This window comes from Chromatiales bacterium (assembly GCA_014323925.1).
Lineage (GTDB): Bacteria > Pseudomonadota > Gammaproteobacteria > Poriferisulfidales > Oxydemutatoraceae > SP5GCR1.
Genome location: JACONC010000005.1, coordinates 72238 through 98501 on the forward strand (window position 1 = coordinate 72238; position 26264 = coordinate 98501).

General features: G+C 43.9%; 30 protein-coding genes, 1 tRNA gene and 1 pseudogene. 20 read left to right on the top strand and 12 right to left on the bottom strand.

Translation table 11 applies throughout. The annotated features are described in order from the left end of the window. Positions 1–107: 107 nt before the first annotated feature. On the bottom strand, positions 108–1016 hold the full coding sequence (locus tag GDA45_03500; protein ID MBC6413986.1) for a GIY-YIG nuclease family protein: 909 nt from the start codon (positions 1014–1016) through the stop codon (positions 108–110). A 557-nt stretch (positions 1017–1573) separates the two neighbouring features. Here GDA45_03500 and csrA point away from each other — a divergent pair. The 4 genes from csrA (at position 1574) to hflX (ending at position 3782) form a co-directional block, all read left to right on the top strand. Then, on the top strand, positions 1574–1792 hold the full coding sequence (csrA, locus tag GDA45_03505; GenBank protein MBC6413987.1) for a carbon storage regulator CsrA: 219 nt from the start codon (positions 1574–1576) through the stop codon (positions 1790–1792). Between the two features lie 21 nt (positions 1793–1813). Further along, positions 1814–1906 (top strand) — tRNA-Ser (locus GDA45_03510). Between the two features lie 217 nt (positions 1907–2123). Continuing rightward, complete coding sequence (locus GDA45_03515) at positions 2124–2336, top strand: transposase (GenBank protein MBC6413988.1); 213 nt, start codon at positions 2124–2126, stop codon at positions 2334–2336. Positions 2337–2504: 168 nt separating this feature from the next. Further along, complete coding sequence (gene hflX, locus GDA45_03520; protein ID MBC6413989.1) at positions 2505–3782, top strand: GTPase HflX; 1278 nt, start codon at positions 2505–2507, stop codon at positions 3780–3782. A 180-nt stretch (positions 3783–3962) separates the two neighbouring features. On the opposite strand, the gene ribD is transcribed toward hflX, so the two are convergent. The 11 genes from ribD to GDA45_03575 form a co-directional block, all read right to left on the bottom strand. Beyond that, on the bottom strand, positions 3963–5093 hold the full coding sequence (gene ribD, locus GDA45_03525; GenBank protein ID MBC6413990.1) for a bifunctional diaminohydroxyphosphoribosylaminopyrimidine deaminase/5-amino-6-(5-phosphoribosylamino)uracil reductase RibD: 1131 nt from the start codon (positions 5091–5093) through the stop codon (positions 3963–3965). Positions 5094–5127: 34 nt separating this feature from the next. After that, a complete protein-coding gene (locus GDA45_03530) occupies positions 5128–6378 on the bottom strand; it encodes a serine hydroxymethyltransferase (protein MBC6413991.1) in 1251 nt (416 codons plus the stop codon). Between the two features lie 55 nt (positions 6379–6433). Continuing rightward, entirely contained in the window at positions 6434–7039 is a 606-nt protein-coding gene (locus GDA45_03535) for a sulfoxide reductase heme-binding subunit YedZ (protein MBC6413992.1), read from the bottom strand. A 13-nt stretch (positions 7040–7052) separates the two neighbouring features. Continuing rightward, complete coding sequence (gene msrP / locus GDA45_03540; protein MBC6413993.1) at positions 7053–7994, bottom strand: protein-methionine-sulfoxide reductase catalytic subunit MsrP; 942 nt, start codon at positions 7992–7994, stop codon at positions 7053–7055. A gap of 171 nt (positions 7995–8165) precedes the next feature. After that, positions 8166–9128, bottom strand: coding sequence for a TraB/GumN family protein (locus GDA45_03545; protein MBC6413994.1), 963 nt, complete (start codon positions 9126–9128; stop codon positions 8166–8168). Between the two features lie 59 nt (positions 9129–9187). After that, positions 9188–9970 carry a uroporphyrinogen-III synthase gene (locus GDA45_03550; protein MBC6413995.1) on the bottom strand — a complete coding sequence of 261 codons (783 nt, stop codon included), beginning with the start codon at positions 9968–9970 and terminating at the stop codon, positions 9188–9190. Beyond that, positions 9963–10886, bottom strand: a complete 924-nt coding sequence (gene hemC / locus GDA45_03555; GenBank protein ID MBC6413996.1) for a hydroxymethylbilane synthase — start codon at positions 10884–10886, stop codon at positions 9963–9965. Before hemC ends, GDA45_03550 begins: the two co-directional genes overlap by 8 nt. Before the next feature lie 175 nt (positions 10887–11061). Further along, positions 11062–11811: a response regulator transcription factor gene (locus GDA45_03560; GenBank protein ID MBC6413997.1), complete on the bottom strand. Its 750-nt coding sequence runs from the start codon at positions 11809–11811 to the stop codon at positions 11062–11064. Next, the gene (locus tag GDA45_03565; protein ID MBC6413998.1) at positions 11808–12800 is read right to left on the bottom strand and encodes a histidine kinase; all 993 of its coding nucleotides are present in this window, start codon (positions 12798–12800) and stop codon (positions 11808–11810) included. Before GDA45_03565 ends, GDA45_03560 begins: the two co-directional genes overlap by 4 nt. Positions 12801–13087: 287 nt before the next feature. Further along, entirely contained in the window at positions 13088–13900 is an 813-nt protein-coding gene (gene cysQ, locus GDA45_03570) for a 3'(2'),5'-bisphosphate nucleotidase CysQ (GenBank protein MBC6413999.1), read from the bottom strand. Continuing rightward, positions 13897–14313 (bottom strand): YkgJ family cysteine cluster protein, encoded by a 417-nt coding sequence (locus tag GDA45_03575; protein ID MBC6414000.1) that lies wholly within the window; start codon positions 14311–14313, stop codon positions 13897–13899. Before GDA45_03575 ends, cysQ begins: the two co-directional genes overlap by 4 nt. 287 nt (positions 14314–14600) lie before the next feature. On the opposite strand from GDA45_03575, the pseudogene GDA45_03580 reads away from it, so the two are divergent. The 16 genes and pseudogenes from GDA45_03580 to GDA45_03655 form a co-directional block, all read left to right on the top strand. After that, a pseudogene (locus tag GDA45_03580) lies at positions 14601–14705 on the top strand (IS3 family transposase). 307 nt (positions 14706–15012) lie between these two features. Continuing rightward, positions 15013–15288: a sulfur oxidation c-type cytochrome SoxX gene (gene soxX, locus GDA45_03585; protein ID MBC6414001.1), complete on the top strand. Its 276-nt coding sequence runs from the start codon at positions 15013–15015 to the stop codon at positions 15286–15288. A gap of 38 nt (positions 15289–15326) precedes the next feature. After that, positions 15327–15785, top strand: coding sequence for a thiosulfate oxidation carrier protein SoxY (gene soxY / locus GDA45_03590; protein ID MBC6414002.1), 459 nt, complete (start codon positions 15327–15329; stop codon positions 15783–15785). Positions 15786–15801: 16 nt separating this feature from the next. Next, positions 15802–16113: a thiosulfate oxidation carrier complex protein SoxZ gene (soxZ, locus tag GDA45_03595; GenBank protein MBC6414003.1), complete on the top strand. Its 312-nt coding sequence runs from the start codon at positions 15802–15804 to the stop codon at positions 16111–16113. Positions 16114–16125: 12 nt separating this feature from the next. Continuing rightward, positions 16126–16965, top strand: coding sequence for a sulfur oxidation c-type cytochrome SoxA (gene soxA, locus GDA45_03600; GenBank protein ID MBC6414004.1), 840 nt, complete (start codon positions 16126–16128; stop codon positions 16963–16965). Between the two features lie 13 nt (positions 16966–16978). Further along, on the top strand, positions 16979–17293 hold the full coding sequence (locus tag GDA45_03605) for a hypothetical protein (protein ID MBC6414005.1): 315 nt from the start codon (positions 16979–16981) through the stop codon (positions 17291–17293). Between the two features lie 33 nt (positions 17294–17326). Further along, entirely contained in the window at positions 17327–19072 is a 1746-nt protein-coding gene (gene soxB, locus GDA45_03610; GenBank protein MBC6414006.1) for a thiosulfohydrolase SoxB, read from the top strand. Continuing rightward, complete coding sequence (locus tag GDA45_03615; GenBank protein ID MBC6414007.1) at positions 19073–19609, top strand: heme-binding protein; 537 nt, start codon at positions 19073–19075, stop codon at positions 19607–19609. 40 nt (positions 19610–19649) lie between these two features. After that, complete coding sequence (locus tag GDA45_03620; protein ID MBC6414008.1) at positions 19650–20783, top strand: thioredoxin fold domain-containing protein; 1134 nt, start codon at positions 19650–19652, stop codon at positions 20781–20783. A 379-nt stretch (positions 20784–21162) separates the two neighbouring features. Beyond that, complete coding sequence (locus GDA45_03625; GenBank protein MBC6414009.1) at positions 21163–22113, top strand: phosphotransferase; 951 nt, start codon at positions 21163–21165, stop codon at positions 22111–22113. After that, positions 22110–22769, top strand: coding sequence for a nucleotidyltransferase family protein (locus GDA45_03630; protein MBC6414010.1), 660 nt, complete (start codon positions 22110–22112; stop codon positions 22767–22769). The genes GDA45_03625 and GDA45_03630 overlap by 4 nt, the downstream gene beginning before the upstream one ends. A gap of 81 nt (positions 22770–22850) precedes the next feature. Then, positions 22851–23738 carry a carboxylating nicotinate-nucleotide diphosphorylase gene (gene nadC / locus GDA45_03635; protein ID MBC6414011.1) on the top strand — a complete coding sequence of 296 codons (888 nt, stop codon included), beginning with the start codon at positions 22851–22853 and terminating at the stop codon, positions 23736–23738. A gap of 5 nt (positions 23739–23743) precedes the next feature. Beyond that, positions 23744–24352: an orotate phosphoribosyltransferase gene (pyrE, locus tag GDA45_03640; protein MBC6414012.1), complete on the top strand. Its 609-nt coding sequence runs from the start codon at positions 23744–23746 to the stop codon at positions 24350–24352. Positions 24353–24426: 74 nt separating this feature from the next. After that, positions 24427–25269, top strand: a complete 843-nt coding sequence (locus GDA45_03645; GenBank protein MBC6414013.1) for a lysophospholipid acyltransferase family protein — start codon at positions 24427–24429, stop codon at positions 25267–25269. Positions 25270–25291: 22 nt separating this feature from the next. After that, positions 25292–25468, top strand: a complete 177-nt coding sequence (locus tag GDA45_03650; GenBank protein ID MBC6414014.1) for a hypothetical protein — start codon at positions 25292–25294, stop codon at positions 25466–25468. Between the two features lie 51 nt (positions 25469–25519). Then, positions 25520–26264: hypothetical protein (locus GDA45_03655; protein ID MBC6414015.1), on the top strand; the 745-nt coding region annotated here is incomplete at its 3' end.

The window sequence follows — 26264 nt, forward strand, 5'->3', positions numbered from 1 at the left end:
GGACTAGGAAGTTTTAGTCACAAAATATAGCGTCAAATTATGGAGTGAAGGTTACCTTACTAGAAGTATTACCCACTGGCACTTTCTCCATTGGTAGCCAAGTTCAATCAATTCGCGTTATATCCAAACTCGCCGCGGCTATGCAGTGCACCTTTCCAAAAGTTCTCCCTATGTATGATAGCTTCGTCGCTGGTTTTGAATGGCCAACATTCAATAAGCGTGAATCTGAAATTTTTTCTTACATAATCTAAAGGATTTTCACTTTGAAATATTGCCCGCATACTATCATTTTCTTGATTGTTTGCTAATAGTTCTTTTAGTTCTTTGTTACCACCATGGAGACTATCCACATAGCAACGCCATCTGTGCCATATTCCTGATTCCCCATAGGCCGACCCCACATATTTCTTACCAGTCTGCTTATCAAAAATAACATAAATACCCTTGTTATTCTGCAATGCGGTTCGCCAGTCGTTTCTGTTGGCATTAACGATAGCCTCAAGTTCAGTAAAGTCCAAGCTAACATTCTCGTAGCCACAAAAAGGTTGACCAGAATATCGGGATTTTAAGAGTTCACTAAACTCTAGTTGATCGTAAACGTTTTCTAGGTATAGATACTGTTGTCGCACTTTGTTGTTATAAGTAATTTTTAAGCGACCAATCCATTCCTTTCCCTGCTCAGTTAAATGGACATCATAAAGTGCGCCTACCTTATCTCCTTTAGAGTAAGGATTTTTTACTTCAAATATACCCCCAAATAACCAAACATTTTCACCTTCAGAGTAAACTCTCATAAACGACAAGATGTATTTGCGTGTCCATCTATTTCTTGCTTGATACCAAGCTTGCCAGCCCCACCACGCAGATTCTTTCTCTCCTGCTCTTTCCCCGTCTGCTATAAATTCATCTAAGGGTTCTCTCTTACCGTAGCTTTCCTGAACGGCAGCGTGAAGTTTGTATTCATCCAACTTATTTGTATCTATGTCTAGCAAATTAGCAAGCTCTATTTTAGCCATTGTATTTTTTCTCCTTAGTTAATAATTTTCTCCTGACAAGGTGTCAGGCGCTTGCTACAAACAACACAAAAAGGATGTTCCCGATTATTTCCCTGTCGGGTTTTATATTCACGGGTCGCCCGACGAGCGAGCGGATTTGTGTTGTATGTAGCGTTGAATATAATAGCAAAATCAGGTGTAAAGTCCAAAAATTTATTTAAAACTGAGCCACTAAAGACCAGCGAGCTGATTTGTGATGCTTTGTAGCGTTGGATAATGGAACAGAATTATTAAATGTCAAACCAGGTATATTTAGATTCAAAGTAGAAATGTCAGGCTTTTGAAAAAGTACGCTTTATCCCCTGAAGCTATACCGGGATGAAGAATGTTGTTGTAAACCAAAATCTTATCCAGTGAAAATAAAAATCTAAAGTGGGCGATAATCTCTTTAGATTTTCAAACCCCAGCACAACATTTCGCTGCTTTATTCCCTCATTCGTCGCAGATTCGTGGCATCGTGCAGTATTTCCTCTATAAACCGGCGATGTTATATAATAGGGTATTGGAGGAATAATACTATGTTGATTTTGACTAGACGAGTGGGAGAGACACTTAAGGTAGGAGATGATGTGAGTGTTACTGTGCTGGCAGTAAGGGGTAACCAAATAAGAATTGGCATTAATGCCCCTAAAGGCATTGGTGTTTATCGTGAAGAGATTTATGATAAGAAAAAAGGTGCTGACAAGCCTACCACTGATATTGATGAAGAAAACACCAATTCTGTCACACCGCATTAACGGCGATTGTTACCTGACTACGGAGAGATGGCCGAGCGGCTGAAGGCGCTCCCCTGCTAAGGGAGTATGGGGTTTGTAGCTCCATCGAGGGTTCGAATCCCTCTCTCTCCGCCATCCAATCTAACTGCCGTGCTTACCAACCGAAGCAATAAAAGCCTTCAGGATACTCAATGTGAGATGATGATAGCTGCGCACTGATTGGTCAACTAGTTGTCGTTTCCATTGGTGGTCGCCAAGTGGTTCGCTGCTTAGATCAACTTATCGTAAACAGAGAGCAACCTGAGAAAATCGTCTGTGATAACCCTGAGTTTATGAGTAAAGCCTTGTTTTTCTGGTCGCAGGATACGGGATAAAACTCCATCAACCCGGCAAACCGACCCAAAATGCGTTTATTGAAAGCCTTCATGGCAAGTATAGGGGTAGTTGTCTCAACCTACACTGTGGTTTCGCAGTCTCAAGGAAGCGTACCACATTATTGAGTAATGGCGATACCACTATAACTATGCGCGACCGCACAGTTCCCTTAATTACCCAAAGTCTATAGCGCGTATGTAGAAAATGGCTTAAAGTGAAATCTTATTCATGCGATAGCCCTGAAGAAGCGGGAAGGTCGCAGTCGCTTGAATATCTACACTGTGTAGGTTGAATCTATAGAACGGTACTGCTTGGGGTACTTTTATCTTTTATGGTATATAATTTCTTATCGTTAAGTATGAATACAGCACACCCATCCCAACCTGAAGAAGCGATATTGGTCGCTACCCATTTTGGACACGAACAAGATAACCTAGCACATATAGAAGAGTTCTGTGAGCTGGTTAGTTCGGCCGGTATTTATGGTAAACACCTATTAAAGGTACATCGTTCTAAACCAGAGCCTAGATATTTAATTGGTGCAGGGAAAGCGGCTGAACTGCGCGAACGGGCACAAGCAAATGATATAAGTCTCACCATAGTGGATAGGGACTTAAGCCGCAGTCAGATACGCAACTTAGAACAGTACAGCGGTACCCGAGTTATCAGTTATGCTGGGTTGATATTGGATATATTTGCGCAGAGGGCACGCTCATACGAGGGCAAACTGCAGGTCGAATTAGCGCAGCTAGAATATCTCTCTACGCATTTGGTAAGAGGATGGACACACTTGGAGCGACAAAAAGGTGGTATCGGCTTGCGTGGTCCTGGTGAAAAGCAACTAGAAACCGACCGCCGCCTATTACGGCGACGAGTGGCTACCATTAAAAATGAACTGCAGAGCATTAAACACCGATACCAGCAACGCAGACGGACGCGCAGAAAAAATGCATTGCCGTCGGTCGCACTCGTCGGCTATACCAACACCGGCAAATCTACTCTATTCAGTGCACTGACCACTGCCCAAGTAGACTCTGCTAATATGCTTTTTGTAACACTAGACCCGATTACTAGACGCTTAGAATTGGAAGACTGCACCCTATTAGTCTCAGATACCGTTGGCTTTATCAGGAACTTACCCCACCAACTAATAGAAGCATTCAATGCAACTTTATCTGAGGTTCGGGATGCTAATTTAATTTTATGTGTAGAGGATGCATCGGACGCCAAGCGGCTGGAGAAACGCCGTTGTGTTGAGCAAGTGCTACAGCAGATTGGTGCTGGAGATATTAAATGTATCCGAGTAATGAACAAAATAGATCTATTGGATAACGCAAAAGCCAAGGTCGACTTTAACGCTGATGCTTCGGTTAGAATGATCTATCTGAGTGCCTTAAAAGGTGTCGGCATCAATCTTTTGCGACAAGCATTGCACGACGAAATTGTTGCTAACCGAAGAACATATAGCTTTCACTTGCCGGCTAGTGCTGGTGCTTTACGCGCTGAATTATACGATAACAAAAGGGTGGTTAAGGATCGTTATATTCCTGGGCATGGATGGTTATTAGAACTGAGTTTGGAGCAAATAGAATTACAAAAATTACGTACCCGAGCAATGCTACATAAAACCGACTAGAGCCTCGTCTAACGACATAGTTAGCCGTTGCGTTGCGTTACTGCCGACAACACCTGTATAGTTAGATTTTTAACAGATGATTCTCCCTGCGCTGAATCGTAACTGCTACTTTGTCAAGCCTATCCATAGCAACCCGAGTGTCTGTAGCGATGCCCACATGATTGTTTTTGCGTGCTATAGCTATTGTCGACATGGTTGTGCGATGATACGGATATCATCTCCAATATTCTTTACTTCTTTATAGCTAAAATTAATCCGCTCATCCATCGTTCTTACAACATTATCAAATCTTGCCAATCCTTGACTGCCTGCTCCGAGTATACACGGTGCTAGATACAATAATAGTTCGTCGCACAAATCGGCTTCCACGATAGCACCAAACAACACGCCACCGGCCTCCACTTGTATTTCATTGATCTCGTATTGCGCAGCTAAAGTCTCTAAAAGCTCTACTAGAATGGCGCGTGATTTTATCGCTTGTACCGTTAAAATTTCAACACCTTTCTGTTCAAATTGAGCCATCAGTTCTTTGTCTGCTGTGTTATCACAAACAACTATGGTGGGTGCATCTGAGTTATAGATTTTTGCCGACGGCGAGGTCGTCAATTTTCTATCCAACACCACCCGCAAGGGTTGTCTAACAGCGCCTTTTATATCCAGTGCTTCACTATCAAGCCGTACATTCAGCTGCGGATTATCGGCTAGAACTGTACGACTACTGGTTAATAGGGCAGTGCTTTGAGCACGCCAAAACTGTACATCGCGTCTTGCTGCCTCGCCACTAATCCAACTGCTTGCGCCGCATGCCAATGCAATATGTCCGTCTAGGCTAATGGCCGATTTGATACGCAACCAAGGTCTACCTCGTTTAATGCGTGAGACAAAACCGCAGTTTAATGCTTGTGCCTGCTGGGCGAGCAAACCATGTTCTACTTGCACGCCGGCAGCCCGTAACTCGGCTATACCTTGTCCGTTGACTCGCGGATCAGGGTCGGACATCGCTATGACAACACGCTTGACTTTCGCTTCTATCAGCGATGGTACGCACGGGGGTGTGCGCCCTTGATGCACGCACGGTTCTAAAGTCACATAGACCGTTGCACCGTGTGCTGCATCTGCGGCAGCGGCGAGGGCTAACGGTTCAGCGTGTGGGCTACCGATGCGGTGGTGATAATTTTCTGCAACGATTTCTTCATCACGGACAATCACACAGCCAACCATAGGGTTGGCACCAACGGTGTAGCGACCGCGGGCGGCTAAGGCTAGTGCCCTCGACATGTAGTGATGATCGCGCTCGCTGAATTGCTCCATAAAATCACGCGATTTCAGGGTCTAGTCCCTGAAATCAACCATATACAGGATAGCGTTTACACAAACTTAAGATTTGCTCTTTGACTGTTTTGATTTTGTCTTCGTCGTTAATATCGTCCAATACATCACAAACCAGATGCGTTAGCTGTGCCACGATATTACCATCAAAGCCGCGTGTTGTAATTGCCGGGGTACCAAAACGCAAACCGCTGGTCACAAAGGGTGATTTAGGGTCTTTGGGTACGCTATTCTTATTGACCGTGATATTGGCTCGCCCAAGTGCGGCATCGGCATCTTTGCCAGTTATGCCTTTAGAGATCAAGCTAACTAGCATCAGATGGTTTTCGGTACCACCCGATACGATTTCATAACCCCGGTCTAGCAGAGTTTGCGCCATGACTTTGGCATTACTTTTAACGGTAGCGATATATTCCTTAAACTCAGGTTGCAGGGCTTCCTTAAAAGCAACTGCTTTCGCAGCGATGACATGCATGAGCGGACCGCCTTGCATACCGGGAAATACCATAGAATTTATTTTCTTTTCTATCTGTTCGTCGTGCTGACAGATAATAAAACCGCTGCGTGGTCCTCGCAAACTCTTATGCGTAGTCGAGGTGACCACATGCGCGTGAGGCACTGGGTTAGGATACCCATCACCGGCGACTAAACCGGAAACATGCGCCATATCAACAACCAAGTATGCACCTACCAGATCGGCTATTTCTCTCATCCGTGCCCAATCGACAATCTGCGAGTAAGCGGAAAAACCAGCGATGACCATCTTCGGCTTATGCTCAACAGTCAAGCGCTCTATCTCGTCGTAGTCGAGGAAGCCTTCGTCGTTTATGCCATACTGGACAGCATTGAAAACCTGCCCAGAAAAGTTAACTTTAGCGCCGTGCGTCAGGTGTCCGCCGTGGGCTAAGCTCATACCGAGTATGGTGTCACCAGGTTTACACAATGCCAAATAGACTGCGGCGTTCGCTTGTGATCCGGAATGTGGTTGCACATTCGCATAATCCGCACCATATAATTCCTTTAGACGATCTATCGCCAGTTGTTCGGCGATATCGACATTTTCGCAGCCGCCGTAATACCGCTTATTGGGGTAACCCTCAGCATATTTATTAGTCATAATAGAACCTTGTGCTTCCAATACGCGCGGGCTGGCGTAATTCTCGGAGGCAATCAATTCTACATGTTCCTCTTGTCGCCTACTTTCGGCAGCAAAGGCATCTGCCAACTCAGGGTCGAACGAGGCTATGGTCATATCTTTTTCGAACATTGCTCTTTCCTTATGTAATCTAGATTTAGAATTGCCTTGATGCGGTAAAACCCTATTATACCCGATATCGGTAGGATTGCTTTATATAATAGGTTAAGCGATAACCCAGCAGCAAAGCCAGTATACTCAAATAAATCCATGCCTTTAAGTAGTCGGCGCGTATCAGCCACCAATAGTGTACTAAACCAGCGATAGCGATAACATAAACCAAACGATGTAATGAAGTCCAGTGGTTTTGCAGATATCGCACCGCACGATCATTGGATGTAATTGCCAATGGAATCAACAGAACAAAAGCACCAAAGCCGGCAAAAATAAAAGGGCGATCAAGTATATCTACCGCTATAGACTGTAAGTCAAAAAACTGATCTAGCCATATATAAGTAACGAAGTGACAGCTAGCATAAAAGAAAGTATATAAACCGACCGCTCGGCGGTGACGCAATAACCAGCGCATATTGCTCAGATGCACCACTGGTCTGAATGCCAATACTATGAGGATGAGGCGCAAGGTCCAGTCACCAGTATGGCGGGTAATATATTCAATAGGGTTCGCCCCAAGGTTGTTATTCCAACCGGCGTAGAGCAAATATAAAAAAGGTATCAGACACAAAATGTGTACGAGGGCTCTGCTTAACAGTAGCGGTGGTGCAGCTAGCATAACGGTTGAAATATTAGAAGTATTTTTCCAAGTCCATTCCGCTATATAAACTGGCAACTTCTTCTTCGTAACCATTGAACATCAAAGTGCTCCGTTTTCTAAACTCGCCTATGCGTCGTTCGCGTTTTTGCGACCATCTCGGATGATTGACTTCAGGATTGACATTTGAATAAAAACCGTATTCCTGAGGTGCCGATAGATTCCATGCCGTAGGCGGTTGTTGTTCGGTAAACTCCATTGCCACAATTGACTTGATACTTTTGAAGCCGTATTTCCATGGCACTACTAAACGGAGCGGTGCGCCATTTTGATTAGGTAGCACTTTGCCGTATAGACCTACCACAAAAATGGCGAGTGGATTCATCGCCTCGTCTATACGCAAGCCTTCCTTATACGGCCAATCCAGTACCGGCCGGCTTTGACCGGGCAAGTTCTCACGATCTAGTATGGAACGGAAGGCAACATATTTGGCTCTCGAGGTTGGTTTGCTTTTTTTAATAATTTGGTTGACTTCGAAACCTACCCACGGTATCACCATTGACCATGCCTCCACGCAACGCAAGCGATAAATCCTGTCTTCCAACTGATGCGGTGTGACAAAATCCTCCAAACTGTAGACACCCGGGTTTTCACACTCACCATCCACCGCAATGCTCCACGGTTCAGTCTTGAGGTATTTGGCATTTTTGTGTGGGTCATCTTTACCGTAACCCAGTTCGTAGAAATTGTTATAGGTGGTAATGGAGCGTTCATCAGTTAATTCTTCGTCGATGTTGTAACGGCTGTCTGGTAGATTATCCAGTGGCCCCAGAGCTGCTTTTGCATAAGTCGTCAATGACAAGCCTGCTGCAACAGCCCCACTTTGTTTAATAAATTTGCGACGATTCAAATAAACGGTTTCGTCAGTAATCTCCGAAGGTAGCGGAGTGGAATAGCATTTACTTTTTATTAACATGGCAATTTCTCCTTTAGTTCAACATATTCTACACTAATCGGGCAAATCAATTACGCTATCTGCGTAAAGCAAATTTTGCTCACCAAACCGTAGGGACAATCAATGCATCACGACTCTGTAAAAATATAAATGACCAGTTTGGCAAATGTTAAGCCGGCATTTTAATTTACTTTAAGTCATAGATACTCTCTCCACCCGATAACCGTATCCCTCCAGCAGGCTTAGCACGCCTTCTTTGCCGTATAGATGCAAAGCACCAATGGCAATAAATGTATTCTTCCTGCGTAGCGGTGCTAGCATATAATGCGCCATCACAATATTACGTATGTATAACACATGTTTTAAGTAAGTTTTCTTATAGCCTTTGTCGGCTGAAGCTTGGGATATAAAAAGAGTAGCGAGCGACAACATATTTGACAGGTCTTCCTCAAGATAAGAGTTTATCATCGCCTCGGCTACTACCGGCAAATCGTTTAAGTGCTCAACACGATCTTTTAGCAAAGCTACCTGAGCGTCAATAGGGAAAGCGTAATATGCTGCCATTAACTCCTCGAGAGTCTCTAATTGATACGGTGTTGCTGAATTGTCTATTGCCATTTGAAAAAGCATGTGGTCTAACATAACTTGGTTTATCCTACTATCTTTATCAGGCTTTTCTTCGGATCTATAAATCCCGGATAGTGCATGCATTGCAGCCCACGGCTTTAATTTTTCTATGCGTTCGTCCTTGAATCCGTTCATTGATAGTTTTGTGCGCAGCGATTGATAGGTTTCGGCATCCACGAGTTCATCCAATCGTTGGTCGTTCTCTAACATCATATCTTTGACGATGCTCCTGAACCCTGAGTTTGGGCTAAAGTAGCGTACGCCAGGGAAAGTTTCTATACAAAAGTTTTCTGCTGACAATAAAGCCGTCCTAACGGGTTCCTTCAAATCGGTAACACGCATATCGTTTGAATGTAAAGTCCCGAAAAGGTAACCGACATGTTCACCAGCTTTTGATATAGACCAGAATAAGCCTTCACCAAAACGCTGATTGAGCTGGGTGGTTTGGTCGGTTTTTAACTCTGCTTGCACTGAAGCCGATAATACTGATAACGATATAGTCAATAACCATATTAAAAGTTTCTTCATACCTTCCTCCTAAAATACGCTAGTTAATCTGCTGTGAGGTCTCCATATTTTAACAATGCTTAGCGGATATTGTAATGCCCCAGAATTGCTTGAAAAATATCATCATCTATAGGGCTGTGCGCAATAATTGGCGAATTTTTGAAACCTAGGCGGTCGTGCAATGCTTTCATACTGGTGCTGCCTAAAACTAGTTGTCTTCTGAGCAGAGCAGGAATAGAACTCTCAGTGGTCATCGCATATAAATTGGCTAAGGTCTCGCCGCTTGCCACAGTGATTAGGTCTGGGTGCATATGCTGTTCGTCTAATCGCAAATTTTCTTTAGGTCTTTGCCGACGGTAGACTTCGGCATAATCTACCGTGAGACCTTGGCGAGCAAGTTGTTCTCCTAAATAAGCCAAACCGCCACGACCGCGAAAAATCAAAACAGATCCCTTTTTCAGCTTCTTGATAAATTGGGTTGCCGCTAATGCTTCGCTGCTCATTGCATCGCGTGGGTGTATTGCGTTGGGGATACCGGCTTGCGCTAATGCTTCGGCGGTTTTAATACCGACCGCAGCAACCGGCATAGTTATTTGATAAATACCGTGCTCGTGCAGTAGTCTGGTGCCATAGTAAACAGCGTTGCGACTGATGAAAATTAGCAAGCTATATCTATCAAGTTGCTTGATATGATTGATATTAGCTTCGCTATGCGCAGTATCAATGATTTCCATACACGGAAAACGGATAACCGTTGCCCCTTGTTTGATACAAAGTTCCGATAATCTATCTGCGAGTTGAACAGGACGCGTAATCATCACTCGGCAACCTTGCAAAGGCAGTTGAGTGTTATGCTTATTCATTATTTTGCAAAGACGCAATGATAGTGGCTGCGCCTTGGCTGAGCAGTGCATTGGCGGCTGCTTGACCTAGTTGTTTGTTTTGTTCTATACGACCTTGTCTTTGATCGCGTAAGATGTGTTTGCCCTGTGTATCACCGATTAACGAACTGATATATATATTGCCGTTATCGTGATGTGCATAAGCTGCTAGCGGCATTGTGCAATCTCCGCCCAATGCCAGACTCAAGGCGCGCTCAGCTTGCAGGCAAGCTGAACTGATGGGGTCGTTTAATGCGGTTATATAAGGTGACAGCTGATGTCCGTCGCGCATTTCTATGCCGATAACGCCTTGTCCTATCGCCGGCAAACTTATACGATGCGGAAGCAAGCTACGAATCCGTTCACTCAAGCCCAGACGTTTAAGGCCAGCGGCCGCTAGTATTAACGCAGCACATTCTCCGTTATCAAGTTTAGCAAGCCGCGTTCCTACATTGCCACGCAATGGCTGCACTCGTAAATGCGGATAGTGATGCTTTAATTGGCATTGTCTGCGCAGACTGGATGTTCCGACTATCGCGTGCTTCGGTAGTTCGGCAAGGTCTGCGTAGTGATTGGATACGAAGGCATCCGATGGGTCTTCGCGTTTTAACGCAGCGGCGATATTAAAACCAGCAGGCATCTCGCACGGCACATCTTTCATAGAATGTACTGCAATGTCGGCTTTGTTGCGTAGCAGTGCTCTTTCTAAGGATTTAATGAATAATCCTTTACCGCCTATCTTTGCTAAAGAGACCTCTGTTTGTTTATCTCCCTCGCTTACTATCGGGATAATAGCGATTTTGAGCGTGGGATGCATAGCGGTTAATTGTTCTGCAACTATATTCGTTTGCTTTAACGCAAGCGGGCTGCTGCGTGTAACTATGCGTATCGTATCCATTACTTATCATGTTACGGCAATTAACCACTAAGTGCATCGTTTAATTCCACCAAATTACGCTTGACGCTGGCAGCTACTAACACTATTATGTGTATCTTATGTAAAATTGGTTAGCCATATTTTCTATAGCTGGGTAGTAGCCCAGTAGCCCGCATAGTAGCTGATAGATCTTGCTCTATGGCACCGGTGTGCCGAGTTGCATCAAGTAGACTCTCACTCTGCTTACATAACGGCGGCTCAAGCATAATTTATCGCTGGTACCTTTGAGGGATAGCTCAGCTAGTTGGTTATTCGTACGCCTCAGGCGCTGCATATACGCTTTATTGACTAAAGCATTGCGATGTACTCTCATTAGGATATCTCTGAACTCGTGTTCTAAATTCTTTAAGGTCTCTTCTATCAGGTGTGTACCGTTAACATGTCTTACCATAGTGTATTTTTGTTCACTTTTGAAATAGATGATATCATCCACCGCTATAAGTTCCAGCTGATTGGCAACGCGACAATAGATATGACTACGCCGCCTTTTATTTTGCGGCATCGCCTCCCGAACATATCCGCCATTATCTGGTTGCTGCAACTGGTCTAGTTTTTCTCTGAGCTTACAACGCGCAATAGGCTTTAACAAAAACCCCTTGGCGTTAACCTCAAAAGCGGAATACGCATGCTGACGATATGCGGTGGTGAAAATAATTTGCGGTGAGTTGGCACTTCTATTCATGTGCCGCGCCGCTTCCAATCCATCCATTACTGGCATGTGTATATCCATCAACACTACATCTATATTCAAGGCATTCACCTTTTCAACAGCATCCAGCCCGTTGCGTGCACATGCTGTGACATGGCAACTGGGTATCTGGGATACTAGTTCAACCAGTCTATCGCAGGCGTGTTTTTCATCTTCCACTATCATAATATTGATCATAATATCAATCCTCCTATCGGTATTTTTATGGTTGCGCAATACTCTGTTTCGTATTGCTCTCTCTTAAAGCTGAAGTTATTGCCGTAAACGAGTGCTAAACGATTTTCTATATTTGTTTGCGCAATACGATTGCCGGCAAAAAAATCAGAATATTCAGTATCTGATAAAGGATTACGCACTTGAATAATCAGATGATCTTTGATGGTGGATAAAGAAATAAAAATGGTGCCGCCACCGTCGACTTTCTCGATGCCGTGATAGATTGCGTTTTCAACGAGTGGCTGTAAAATTAGCGCTGGTATTTTAATCACATTTTTTACTTTGTAATCAAGCGACCAGTTGACCTGCAACCGTTCTCTAAGTCTATATTTTTCTATTCCTAGATAACACCTCACTGTAGCTAACTCCTCTTCTATGCTGATATAAATTTCCGATAATAAAATTTTCCTTAATAAATCTGCTAGCTTCTCTAGATTATCCTGTGCAAGCCTTGGATTCTCGTTAATCCGACAAATGGTAGTATTTAGGGTGTTGAAAAGAAAATGGTGGCGTATTTGTTGAGCTAATCGTAGTGGTTCGCTTTTGAGCACAACTTTCATCCACCCTCTAATACCGTATAACAAGATAATGCTCAACAGCGCATCAATTAGCGCAATAACTAGAGAATTTTGCGGTGTTAATGAAATCAGCTCAAAAGCCCTAAAAGTCTCAATTGTTAAGTATGTAATTGAACCAGCGATAACGGCACAGATTATATACACGGTAATTTCACTAGGATAGCGGTGTATATGCCAAATGATTATCGCTTTTAAGCAGGCCGCAGACTGTAGTGCAAGCACTAGAACGAAATAAGCGCTGAGGCTTTGAATATTCCAAGTGTTTATTGTTAAACTCAGAAATGCTGTCTCGAACAAAGCGGCGGTGCAGAATAAAGTAATACAAGTACCTCTATTAGGCCGCAACCCAGTTATATTTTTAGCTTCTATCATACTTACCCCTTTTAATTTTTTTGAATGTTGTATGTGACAAATGCCTGAATGATGCAAGTGCCTTATTTATTCACTTCCGACAGATATAGTTCCATCAGTATACCCTCTTGAAGAGGGTTTATAAGATAGCCCTTTATTGCTAGCAAGGGAATATGCTTGTCTTTAAAAAATATATAAGCAGATGATAGGTGAAATTGAAATTATAGGTTGGCTAATAAATTAAACCGACCGCCTAAAGTTTATTTATTGAAAATTAAAATTTATTATGAGCACTACCGCCACAAACCTTAGTTATCCAGGGAAACAAAAGGTCGCCATTCGGGTGATGCTGGGGAATGTACTACGAAGGGCGGGTTGATTAGAGAATCTTGGGTATTATAGCGTAGCGGTTGCTCTGCATAATCGCTTAGTATACCGCCGGCTTGTTCAACGATACATTGCCCGGCTGCAGTATCCCACTCGTAGGTAGGCCCGACCCGTACATAGAGGTCGGCACTACCGTCTGCTATCAAGCAACATTTAAGAGAGCTATCGGCACGCAACAACTCGTGGTCGCCAATTTTCTCCAGAAGATTTCGTGTAGGCACATTGATATGGGCACGGCTGACAGTAACGATAGGCTTTGCTCGGAGCTGTTTGCATACTGATATTTTGCGAGGTTTTGCATTACCATCTTGGCGATATGCCCCATAACCTTCGGCGGCGTAATAAAGCTGGTCTTTGGCCGGTGTATAGATTACGCCGAGTACCGCAGTGTGGTTTTCTATCAATGCGATATTAACAGTGAAAAAATCATTTCTATGGATAAAACCTTTGGTGCCGTCGAGCGGGTCTACTAACCAATACCGTTGCCACTGCCTACGTTCTTCGTAAGGGTGCTCGGACGAAGTCTCCTCGGATAGGACTGGGATGTCGGGACTTAAAATGTTTAACTGTTCGGTAATCAGGGTGTCTGATTTTAGGTCGGCGATGGTAACCGGCGATTTGTCTTCCTTATAATTTACATCGAAGTCATGATTTTTATAAATGTCCATAATTTCGTGTCCGGCGAGACGGGCTATCGAGCAGACTTGATCTATGTATTGATGATATGTGGTCATCCGCGCGTCCACCTTTTATATCTTTTTTTGCAGTACGCTAACAGCGATTGATAATCTGGAAAATAAAGCTCAAAACCATCTTCTGCCGGTGCATCAAACTCACAATAATCGTTTGAGTGCTCTCTGCATATCTGCGGTCGGTTTTCATATATGCCACAGTTTCCATTTGGAAGTAGGTGCATACATTCGGTGTCAAACAACAAACACCACCCATCACTGTCTTTATAAACGCTGACATTGCGATGCGAGACTTGCCATAGTAAATGTTCAAAATCAGCTTTGCTGCGCGGGGTGTCTATGGCTTGCGTTACATAGGTGCAGCATTTACTGTTTTTGCAAAAACTGCATTTGTTTTCCGGGGTTATTTTTTTGTCGGAAGTTATTTTAACGGGTATCGAAAGTGCTTGTAGCATATTAGGCATATAAATTATTGGGGATTATACATTTAACTTGACACAAGCTAAACTGTTTGGTGACGCTTCATCGACCAGTTAAATATTACAATCTCCAAATCCAGTGGTGGTATTTCCGCTCCCAACCTAGCTCGACTTGGTTTTAGCCGAATTATTTCAGGTGATTAGTATTATAATCAAAGTTATTTTGATTTGTAAAGTTATTGCACGATGCCGCAACTGTTATATTTAGATTCGGCTTATTTAGTGTAAGCTAAACGCTTAGGCATGTGCAATGCCTGGGCAGTCTTGCAGGTTGCCATCCACGCTAGGGTTATTTACTACTCCATAACTTGCTAAAGAGAGAAGGATTAGTGGTCAATAAGAAACGGACCCAGCGTATTTATTTGGAAAATTAGGGTTTGGATGCGGGTTATTTGCCTTTATCGGCAGGCATAAAGCCAATATCATCGCCAATTCTTGAAGTGAATCTGTTCTCCAAAAAAAAATTATCAAAAAGCCTAAAATTTTTTTTGTATTTTTTGTATTTTTTGTATTACAATCTAATTAGTTATGAAACTAATCAGTTATGAAACACGCAATAGCAAGGAGGTTTTATAAATGGAGAACATAAAGAGTCGTTTTGCAATGTATATAGCTTTTTTGGTTGCCATCGCATTATGTTTTTCGGCCACGATAGTTGCCGATGAGCACCCTGATATGCGTATGGTTGAAGAAGGCAAGGCACTAAGTCTTGATAGAAAGAAAGGCAATTGTGCGGCGTGCCATTGGATCGCTGGTGTGGAATCTCCGGGCAACTTTGGCCCGGCTCTAGTCGGAATGAAGATTCGTTATCCTAATAAAGCAGAATTGCGTCAGCTTATCTGGGATATAACTGCGGTTAGACCGGAAGTTGCGATGCCGCCGTTCGGAAAGCATGGGATTCTAAGTGATGAAGATATAGACAAAATCACTGAATATATATCAACACTCTAATGCCTAAACAACAGTTAACTTTGATGGAGGATTGAAAGATGGATAAAACAAGGAGAAAACTGCTCGTAGGTACGAGCGCAGGCTTGTTGCTGGCAAGCTGGTGGCCGCAGTCGTTGTTTGCGACACGCGCATCCGAAGTTGCATTTGGCAGTAAAGCACTGGACGAGAGCATTAAGCAGCTCATCGGCGATGCCGATGTGATTGAAGATCAAGAGCACATCCACATTAAAGCACCGACTATATCGGAGAACGGTGCAGTGGTGCCGATTTCGGTGGAAGTGGATTTGGACAATGTTGACATGATTAGTCTTCTGGTTGAACAAAACCCGCTGCCGTTGACCTCAAACTACCAGTTTCATAAAGCATCGGCACCGTATGTCTCAACGCGGATTAAAATGTTGAAGACATCTAATGTCGTTGCGTTGGTAACTGCGGATGGTAAACACTACAAAGCAACCGAGCTCGTCAAGGTGACGATCGGCGGTTGCGGCGGTTAGTCATAAGGAGGTAGTTATGGCAGACTCTATGAAGATTCGTACCACTATGGAAGGTGATTATATTGAGGTCAAAGCCTTGATTAAACACCCTATGGAAACGGGTATCAGAAAAGACAAGGCGGGCAACCCTATTCCCGCTCATTATATTGAAGACTTAACTGCCGAAGCTAATGGCAAAGTGGTTTTTTCCGCTGAGTGGGGATCAGGTATTGCAACCAATCCCTACATCTCTTTTAAGTTTAAGGGAGCTAAGGCTGGCGACATGTTAACGCTTAGTTGGAAAGATAACAAAGGTGAGTCGGATTCTCTGACTGTGCCTATTAAGTAGGAGAAATGTACTATGAAAACGAAATATATTTTAATTACTTTTGCAGTAGCCATTGCTATGGTGATAGGTGGTTTGGCGACAGCCGATTACCAGGATGATATCGCACATTATCAAGCCTACATAAAAAATAAGTTTCCCAACATTGATCCTGCCGAATTCGCAAACGGGGCTTATGCGTTTAGCGAAGATTGGCGTGCCAATTGGGAGGCGATAGAGGAGTTCCCGCCGTATGGTATTTATGTAGATGATGGTGAAGAAATGTGGAACACACCGTTTGCCAACGGCAAAGGCTATAAAGACTGTTTCCCAGATGGGCCGGCGATTAGAGGTAAATACCCACATTGGGATAGCGAACAGGGTATGGTGATGACATTGGCTTTGGCAATTAACCAATGCCGCGAGAAAAATGGTGAGGAGCCTCTGGCTTATATGAAAGGTCCGATAGCATCGTTATTGGCATATATCGCTTATCAGAGTCGCGGGCAGGTGACGAATGTCGTGGTGCCAGAAGATGACCCAAGAGCGATGCAGGCTTATAAAAATGGCAAGGAGTTTTACTTCCAGAGGCGTGGGCAGTTGAACTTCTCATGTGCGCATTGTCATTTCGACGCTGCTAGCAAGAACTTGAGAACTGATGTGCTCAGCGCGGCAGTAGGACAGACGACTGGGTGGCCGGTCTATAGATCCAAGTGGAACGAACTTGGCACTTTGCATCGTCGCTATTCGGGCTGCAACAAACAAGTGCGCTCCAAACCTTTTCCTGCGCAAGGCGAAGAATACCGCAACTTGGAATATTTTCACACATCGCTGAGCAACGGTTACAAATTTAATGGTCCTTCGGCTAGAAAATAAAAGAGGAGACAAAATGTTTGATACGAAACTAATCGGCTATACGATAGGCTTGTTTTTATTGATGTTCGTTGCGGTTAGTGTTGCTGACACTGACTTTGAAAAAATGATTAACGAAGCGGTGGCAGCGCAGAAGAAAGCGAACGATGTAGGTGGCGAGTGGCGCGATGTTCAATTAACGATAGATAACGCCAGAAAAGAGATGGCTGCGGGTAACAAAGAAGAAGCGATGAAATTAGCGCAAAAAGCTAAGATGCATAGCGAGTTGGGCTACGAACAAGCGCGTTCGCAAATGGGTAAAATTCAAATCCCAACCTATCTGCAACGCTAAACGAATAGACCTTCGTTCGCATCGGGAGGTTGTATGAACTTGACCCGTCGGCAATTCATCGCATTGATGTCTACTGCCGCCGCCGCTGGCTTGTTGCCGCGTGGTGCATCGTTTGCGGCGGCTGGGGACTTCTACGATTTTCCGTTCTCTGGCAATGTTCGTCTATTGCACTTCACAGATTGCCACGCCCAACTGCTACCAATTTATTTTCGTGAACCAAATGCTAATATCGGCATCGGCGAAGCATCTGGGCGAGTTCCGCATCTGGTCGGTGAACATCTGCTCAAGCGATACCCAAATTTAAGCGAACCTTATATACACGCGTTAACCTATCTAAACTTTACTGAGGATGCTCGACGCTTTGGTAAAGTCGGTGGCTTTGCGCATCTGTCAACTTTGGTTAAGCAGCTACGCGCTGCGGCAGGCGAAAACCGCACCTTGCTACTTGACGGCGGTGATACTTGGCAGGGTTCGGGCACTGCGTATTGGACGCGTGGCAAGGATATGGTGGGTGCGTGCAATCTACTCGGCGTGGATGTGATGACTGGGCATTGGGAGTTCACTTACAACGACGACGAAATTCTGCAACAGCTAAAAGAAGTAAACGGTGATTTTGTTGCTCATAATGTACGGTTAACTGAGGAGGGGCTGTTTGACGGTAAACCAGCTTATGATGAGGCGAGTGGGCATGTATTCCCACCGTATGTTATCAAAGATATGGCAGGCGTGCGCGTGGCGGTGATTGGGCAAGCATATCCTTATACACCTATTTCAAACCCCAGGCGATTTATTCCCCACTGGACTTTTGGCATACGCGAAGCAGAATTGCAGGAGCTGGTCACAGAGATACGAGAACGAGAAAAACCAAGCGTGGTCGTATTGCTATCGCATAATGGTGCCGATATAGATCTGAAATTGGCATCACGGGTTGAAGGCATTGATGTGATACTGGGTGGGCACACCCACGATGGCGTAGTGGAAGCGGTCGAAGTTGCCAATCGTAGCGGTCGCACATTGGTTAGCAACGGAGGCTCCAACGGCAAGTTCCTGGGTGTTATGGATCTGCATGTAAAAAATAACAAAGTAGCCGACTACCATTATCGTCTATTGCCGGTTTTTGCTAATCTATTGCCAGCCGATAAAGAAATGCAGGCCTACATAGATCAGGTGCGCGCACCTTATGCTGAAAAACTTGGAGAGCAGCTTGCGGTGGCAGACGATTTGTTGTATCGCCGTGGTAACTTCAATGGCACTTTTGACCAGCTGATTTGCGAGGCTTTAGCCGAGCGTCTGGATACCCAGATTGCTTTGTCTCCGGGCTTTAGATGGGGCACGACGGTGCTACCAGGACAAGCTGTCTCTATGGAGCATGTTTTGGATCAGACTTGCATGACATACCCGGAGACTTATGCCACCGAAATGACTGGTCAGCAGTTAAAATTAATATTCGAAGATGTATGCGATAATCTTTTCAATACCGACCCATATCTACAGCAAGGCGGGGATATGGTGCGTGTTACTGGTATGAACTATGTCTGCGACCCGACTGCCAGCATGGGAAATAGAATTAGTGATATGCAGCTGGATAACGGTAAAGCTATCGAAGCTGACAAAAGTTATAGAGTGTCGGGTTGGGCGACTGTCGGTTCGCAATCGCCAGGAGCACCGGTGTGGGATGTAGTCGCCGATTACCTACGCGATAAAAAGATTGCGTCGGTTAACAAACTGAATACACCCAAACTGGTCAACATGGCGCATAACTTAGGATGGAGCACATAAATGAAAACTAATACAAAATACACAAAACAAGTAACTGAAAATATTGCTAGAAGTATTTTAGCAACCGTGATCTCATTATTTTTAGTGGTCGGTTCTTCGGTGGCTAACGAAGATCAGCCGCTGTTTTTAGAAACCAGACAACTGACTGTTGATGCGTTGATGAAAATCGGCAATGCGACATTGGCGGATTGTACCCAGCGCGGTTTTAAGGTGGGTGTGAGTATCACATCTAGAGAGGGGCAACTGCTTTATTTTATCCGTCACCCATTGGCTGGACCGCACACCCCAATGGTGAGCCGCACCAAAGCCTATACTTCTGCGACGATGGGTGTTGCTACCTCTACGCTGACTGATGAAGGTGCGCAGAAGCTCAATCATTTTAGGAATGTCACTTCTCTGGGTGGTGGTGTGCCTATAGAGATTGCAGGGCATCTATACGGAGCCGTTGGTGTGTCTGGTGCAACCTCCCAGGCTGACGAAGAATGTGCCAGAGTGGGAATTAAAACTGTAGCAGAGGATTTAGAGTTTGGTGAATAGAACGCGGCCCATGTATGCACGGCAAAAACAAGCAAATATTATGACAAGCAATATTTATTCGCTGGTTGTTGCGCTACGATTTAGTAGTCGTGCCTTGTTATTTATATGTCTGATGATAGTCGGGCATACGACGGTACTTGCCGAGCAAGAGACTGGTTCGCCGGCGATAGAAGCCAGTGCGCCGACATTCGATGACGGTGCTATGAGCAACCAGCTCGAACAGGAGAAGCCTGAGTGGTTTGGTATGTCTTTCCTGGATCTTGCGATAGATATAGAGGAATCGGCTGCCGAAGGTAAACACTTCGGTCTCTATTTCTATCAGGACGGTTGTCCTTACTGCGAGAAGCTGATCGACGATAATTTTGGACAATATCGCATCAACGAATATGCCAAAGCAAACTTTAATATCGCACCGATCAATATTTTTGGTTCGGTTGAAGTGACCGACCTTGACGGGATAGCGAGGCCAGAGAGCGCCTTTTCCGCGCATAGAAAAATTCAATTCACACCGACGATGATATTCTTCGCACCTGAGGGAGAGGTGTTTCGCATGAATGGCTATTACCCGCCGCATAAATTTCTAACTATGCTGGAGTATATCACTGAGAAGTATTATTTTCGCAACACCACTTTCATAGATTTTTTGCAAACCAAAGCACCACCTGCGGCCGCCGACAAAATGCACTATACAGCCGATATCCTAAGCCCTCCGATAGATATGACGCAAGACACGCTGGGTAGCGAGAAGCCTGTTTTAGTCTTATTTGAACAGCCGCGATGTCTGGCCTGTGACGAATTGCACGGTGACATCTTAAAGCGAGATGCAACTACCAAGTTATATAGACAGTTTGAAACCGTGATGGTCAATGTACACGGCAGTGGAGACATCACTCCTGCTGGCGGTGTAAACAAAATTACCGAAAAAGAATGGGCGCGTGAAATGGATATTGAATACACACCTTCCTTAGTTTTTTTTGAGAAACGCGAAGGTGACCAAACGCTAAGTGAGGTTTTTCGCGTTGAAGGTTATATGAAAGAATTCCACATACAGTCAGCGATGTCTTATGTGTTATCCAAAGCCTACAATGATACATCACAAGACTTCCAAGATTTCATCAGAGCGCGCGCCGAAGAGATGGCTGCCGAAGAAGGCCACCTAGACATCATGAAATAAAGCTGGCAATATTTTATTATTGTCCAGACAAAGCCACTGTATCGAGCCAAAGCTGATAATAACGGTATTCAGAATAGCTGAACTTGAGAATTAATCGAGTCGTCGCTTTATACTCTGTTATACTGGGTATCCGTGGAACAAAATACAAAACAATATCTATATCAAACATTAGGAAGGATACACTGCATAAGTGTTGAGGATGCTTTTTTGAAAAAGAAGCCGATGACAGAGCTCGATGGATGCAAACCAGTTTAACCTTAGTAACTGACTTACCGGCAAAATATAAATCTAAACCCGCGTAAAATTCTCGATTGGCTAATAGAGCAATTCAAGTAATATACCGTAAAAATCAGCTAAGTATTTCATATACATATTTCTGATGGATGATAGATACGCGCAATTGCTAGGCTGGCTTGAAGGTAAATTAGAACAAGGATTTACCATACAGACACTGGGCGGTGATGCTAGTTTTAGGCGTTATTATCGGATTTTGACTGATGAACGATCTTTTATCGCAAGCGATATGCCGCCCACCCAGGAAAATCCAGTTGCATTCAAAGATATTACTGTTCTACTATTGGATAATGGGGTGCGCGCCCCGGCAATACACGCAGCCGATGTTAGTGCTGGGTTATTTCTGCTGGATGATTTCGGCGATACGACTTACCTCAACGCATTATCGAATAATACTGCTGACTTGCTTTATAAACTTGCAATAGACGAGTTATTAAAAATACAAGCCATTGAAGATTCCGTTTTACCTGCTTACGATAGAACATTATTATTGGAGGAAATGCAGCTTTTCACTGATTGGTATTACAAGATACACTTAGGTAAAAGTCTAAATGCCCGCGATAAAAAAATCATTACGCAAAGCTATGACTATTTAGCAGATAATGCATTGGCACAACCACAAGTTTTTGTGCATCGCGATTATCATTCGCGCAACCTCATGCTTTGTGCTGATCGCACTATAGGTGTTTTGGATTATCAGGATGCTGTCTCAGGCGCTATTACTTACGATTTAGTCTCTTTGTTGAAAGATTGTTATATTGAATGGCAACCGTCGCAGCGATTAAAATGGCTTCGCTATTATCTGGCGAATACGCCACATCAATTAGATGAAGAACAATTTATACTGTGGTTTGACTTGATGGGTATACAACGACATCTAAAGGCAACTGGTATTTTCGCCCGTCTCTATCATCGCGACCATAAGCCTGGCTATCTCACCTTCATCCCGAGGAACTTACGCTATATTGGACAGGTCAGCGCACATTATCCCAAACTAGCCGATATGCATACATTTATTGAGGATTTGGCGAGATGAAAGCGATGATCTTAGCAGCCGGACGAGGCTCGCGTATGCGTCCGCTGACTGCCCGCATACCGAAAGCACTGGTTGAAATAAACAATACGCCTTTAATAGCTTATCATTTAATGCGTATTCGTGATGCTGGCATAGTTGAAGTGGTTATCAATTTGGGGCATTTAGGTGAGATGATCCGCGAAGCGTTAAAAGACGGTAGTGATTATGGGGTAAATATCAGTTATAGCGACGAGAGCAGTCATATCTTAGGAACGGGTGGTGGCATTGTCAAAGCTCTCCCGCTGTTGGGTGATACTCCTTTCTTTGTTGTAAACGCTGATGTTTATACTGACTACGCGATTCGCCCCTTAGCAATCCAAGCACCGTGTCAAGCGCATCTGGTTATGGTGGATAATCCTGAGCATAATCGCGCCGGGGATTTCGGTTTTAGCGACGGCTTTGTGGCAGATTGCTCGCAGATGAAACTCACTTTTGCCGGGCTGGGTTATTACACCACTGATTTATTTGCCCGACTGCCGCAGCGGCAGTTGTCGTTAGTTGAAATACTGCGCCCTGCGGTAGCAGCTGGTTTGGTAAGTGGCGAGCATTATCAAGGAGAATGGATAGATGTGGGTACAATAGAGCGATTGAATGTGGCACAAGCGACTGGCTTATAATAATTAAGGTCTCTGGTAAGTATGCAATGCAAAATAGATGCGCAAAATGACTTTGTTTAATATTTAAACACTTCGGCCTTTATGAAACATATTATTTCGCTATCCGATCAATACTTTAGCCCAGGTGTTTGTCCAGTATGGTTATATGAAGCAGTACAGGAAAATGTTTCTGCGGCACTTGCCGAAGATTTGCCAGCTTCCGACCTTAGCACGGACACTACAGTGCAGCAAATATCTAGGGAAGCGGTGATCAGATCCAACGATGCAGCGGTTATTGCCGGTCAATTTTGGGTCGACGAAGTCTTTAGACAAATGCCAACCGAAGTTACAGTTGATTGGCAGGTACAAGACGGACAATCAGTGCCTGCTAAGCAACAATTATGTACGATCACAGGGCATCAGCCAGCGATGCTACAAGCAGAGCGATGTGCATTGAATTTTTTACAGACCCTTTCGGGTACGGCAACCACTGTCGCCCGCTATGTAGCACAGCTCGACCAAACAAGTCATACGCAGATAACCGACACCCGCAAAACTATCCCTGGGCTTAGATTAGCACAAAAATACGCAGTGGTCTGTGGCGGTGGCATCAGTCATCGTTTTAATTTATCGGACGGTGTCCTATTAAAAGACAATCATATCACGATGTACGGCTCTATTACGCGTGCAGTCGCCGTAGCCCGAAGTCGTGCGGTCGGCCAAGCTATAGAAATAGAGGTTAGAACATTGCCGCAGATACAGCAAGCACTGTCTGCGAATGTCGATGTTATTATGTTAGATAACTTTGCGTTGGATGATATTGCCAAGGCTCTGACCATGATTGACGGACAAGCAAAAGTGGAAATTTCTGGTAATTTGGGATTGGAGGATATAAAAACCGTTGCTGATTACGGAGTGGATTATATTTCTATAGGTGCCCTGACTAAACATTTGCACGCTATAGATATGAGTATGACGATTAAGGAGTAAGGTAGATGCTATATAACTCGCATAGTTTTATAGAGTACGCGCTCAAACAAGGAGCTATCAAGCTGGGAGATTTTGAACTGAAGTCGGGTCGAAAAAGCCGTTACTTTTTTAACGCTGGTGTATTCAACGACGGTCAATCTTTATGGGAGTTGGGAAATTTTTATGCACGAACAATAGCCCAATCGGATATTGTTTTTGATGTGTTGTTTGGTCCGGCATACAAAGGCATACCTTTAGTCTGCGCAACCGCTGTTTGCTTGCGACAAATGGGTGTCAACAAGCCGTTTGCATTTAATCGCAAAGAGGAGAAGTATCATGGCGAAGGAGGTGTTTTGGTAGGTGCTCCTCTGGAAGGACAGCGAGTTTTAATCGTTGATGATGTAATCACTGCCGGTACTGCGGTGCGCCACTCAGTTGCACTGCTAAACGCCTGTTCGGCAAAAGCGGTGGCTTTAATAATCTCGTTTGATAGGCAGGAAAAAGGTGTCGGTGATAGCTCGGCGGTTGCCGAATTGAGCGAGCAGCTGGGATTGGCAGTGCTGTCGGTTGCTACCTATAAGGATTTGATAGCGGTGTTAAATGCAGACGAGCGCTATAAGAATTTCTGGACATAATCAGAGTTGTTTCCTTGTGTTGTATGACCATACGCAACTATAACATCAGTAGTGAGACCTAGGCATTAAAGTTAATGAAATTAGCAGTGTTTATATCGCATCTTCCTCTGTCGTTCCTTTATTTTATTGCTTGGCTTGTAGCCGCTTTTAACTGCTATATTTTACGCTCTAAACGCAAGGTTATTATGGCCAATATGCGCAGAGCATTTCCCAAACTGACGGCTGCTGAGATTGGTTCTTTATGCAGGAAGTATTATTTCGTGCAAACTGAGTTTCTAGTCGAAACCATAAAACTGTTGTCGTGTAAAGAGCAATGGTTGCAAAAACGTGCGAAATTGATTAATCCGGAGATTGTCAATCAAGTGGATGGCGACCAACCAATACTTTTTTTATCTGCTCACCAAAGTAATTGGGAGTGGGCAGCACAGGTATTATTTCTTCGTTTTGGCCATCCTTTTTATGGGGTTTATAAGCCGTTGCGTTCTGCCAAACTGGAGCGTGTTATATTTGCAATAAGAAGTTGTTTTAACGGCACGCCGCTACCGCACCGACAGTTCGCAAAAACCTTAATAAAACATCGCGCACAACATAGCTTTTTCTATGTGCTGTCGGATCGTGAACCGGGTCGGCGACAAAAATCTATCAGTCTAAAATGGTTAGGAGCACAACAAACCGCTTTTTATTCTGGCACAATACAGCTCGCTTGTGCAGTTCAGTGCGCAGTGTTTTATGTGAGAACCGAAAAAATCAAAAAGGGGTATTATGAAGTTTCTCTTGAACCAATAGAGAATAAAGGCAAAGGATCGGAACAAGAATTATTAGCGTCTTACGCCGATAAATTGGCACAAGGTTTGAAGAAGAACCCTGAAAACTGGTATTGGGGACACCCACGATGGCGATGGATGAAAAGTGTATAGTGCTAGAAACAGGCGTATTTAGATGCAACTTACTTATTGTAAGCTAAACACTCAGTTATGTGCGGTGCCTGGGAAGTTAAGAGGTGAGGCACTGACCCAGATACTGAGTCGAGTATTCGAACTCGCCCGTATGATTGGCGTACCTCAATCGGAGGATATTCCTGAGATACCCATCGACATTAAAAGTCTATTGTACTGAAAATAAAGCTATGTAAAATAGATGACTCTCCTATTTGAAAGATCACCATAAATGACTAAGCTGTTTAAGGATACACTTAATTTTTGTCATATACTAAAAGCTAGAGTCGTAGTTGCCTATGCTCTGCTTAGTGCATTTTATGATTGTAGTAATATTAATAAAGCTCGGCTTATCAGAGGACTAGTCGGTAGTATATTAGTTTTAGTTCCTAATCGTCTTGTTCGTTTAAGTCAAAGGATAACCAACCTAAAGGAGTGCGGTAGTCAGGTTTATAAACGTCTCAAAATCACATATTGTGTTTTGTACGCAGATTTCTTTCGTGAATATAAAAAACACCGTAAGACACTCTTAGCCGATTATGCTTATGTAGAAATAGATGCTCCCTCATTAGGGAGCTATTTTCCTAGAATAATTGGCGTAGCATGGCTTTGTGAAAAACTAAATCTTAATATTAAGTTTACTTTTCCTGATACTTATATTGCCGGCAACATTAACTTTTTTGAAAATTCTATTCTAGCTTATTCTAAAGAGTGCCAAAACGAGAAATTTATGCAGCTGGAAAAGCCTTTAGTAGGTTTACGCTACTACAATTTCGGCAAATTACCAAGGATATGGGAAGCCTTTGCAAAATCAAGCATACCAAGCGAATACGGACATAATGTCCTTACCAAGCTTTCTATCAAGGAAGATTTACGATTGCAAGCCGAACAATGGTGGCACGCAAATGCAAAACAACAAAAATACATCGGAGTTCACTATCGTTTATCCGATAATCTTATCGAAGATAGAGTGATAA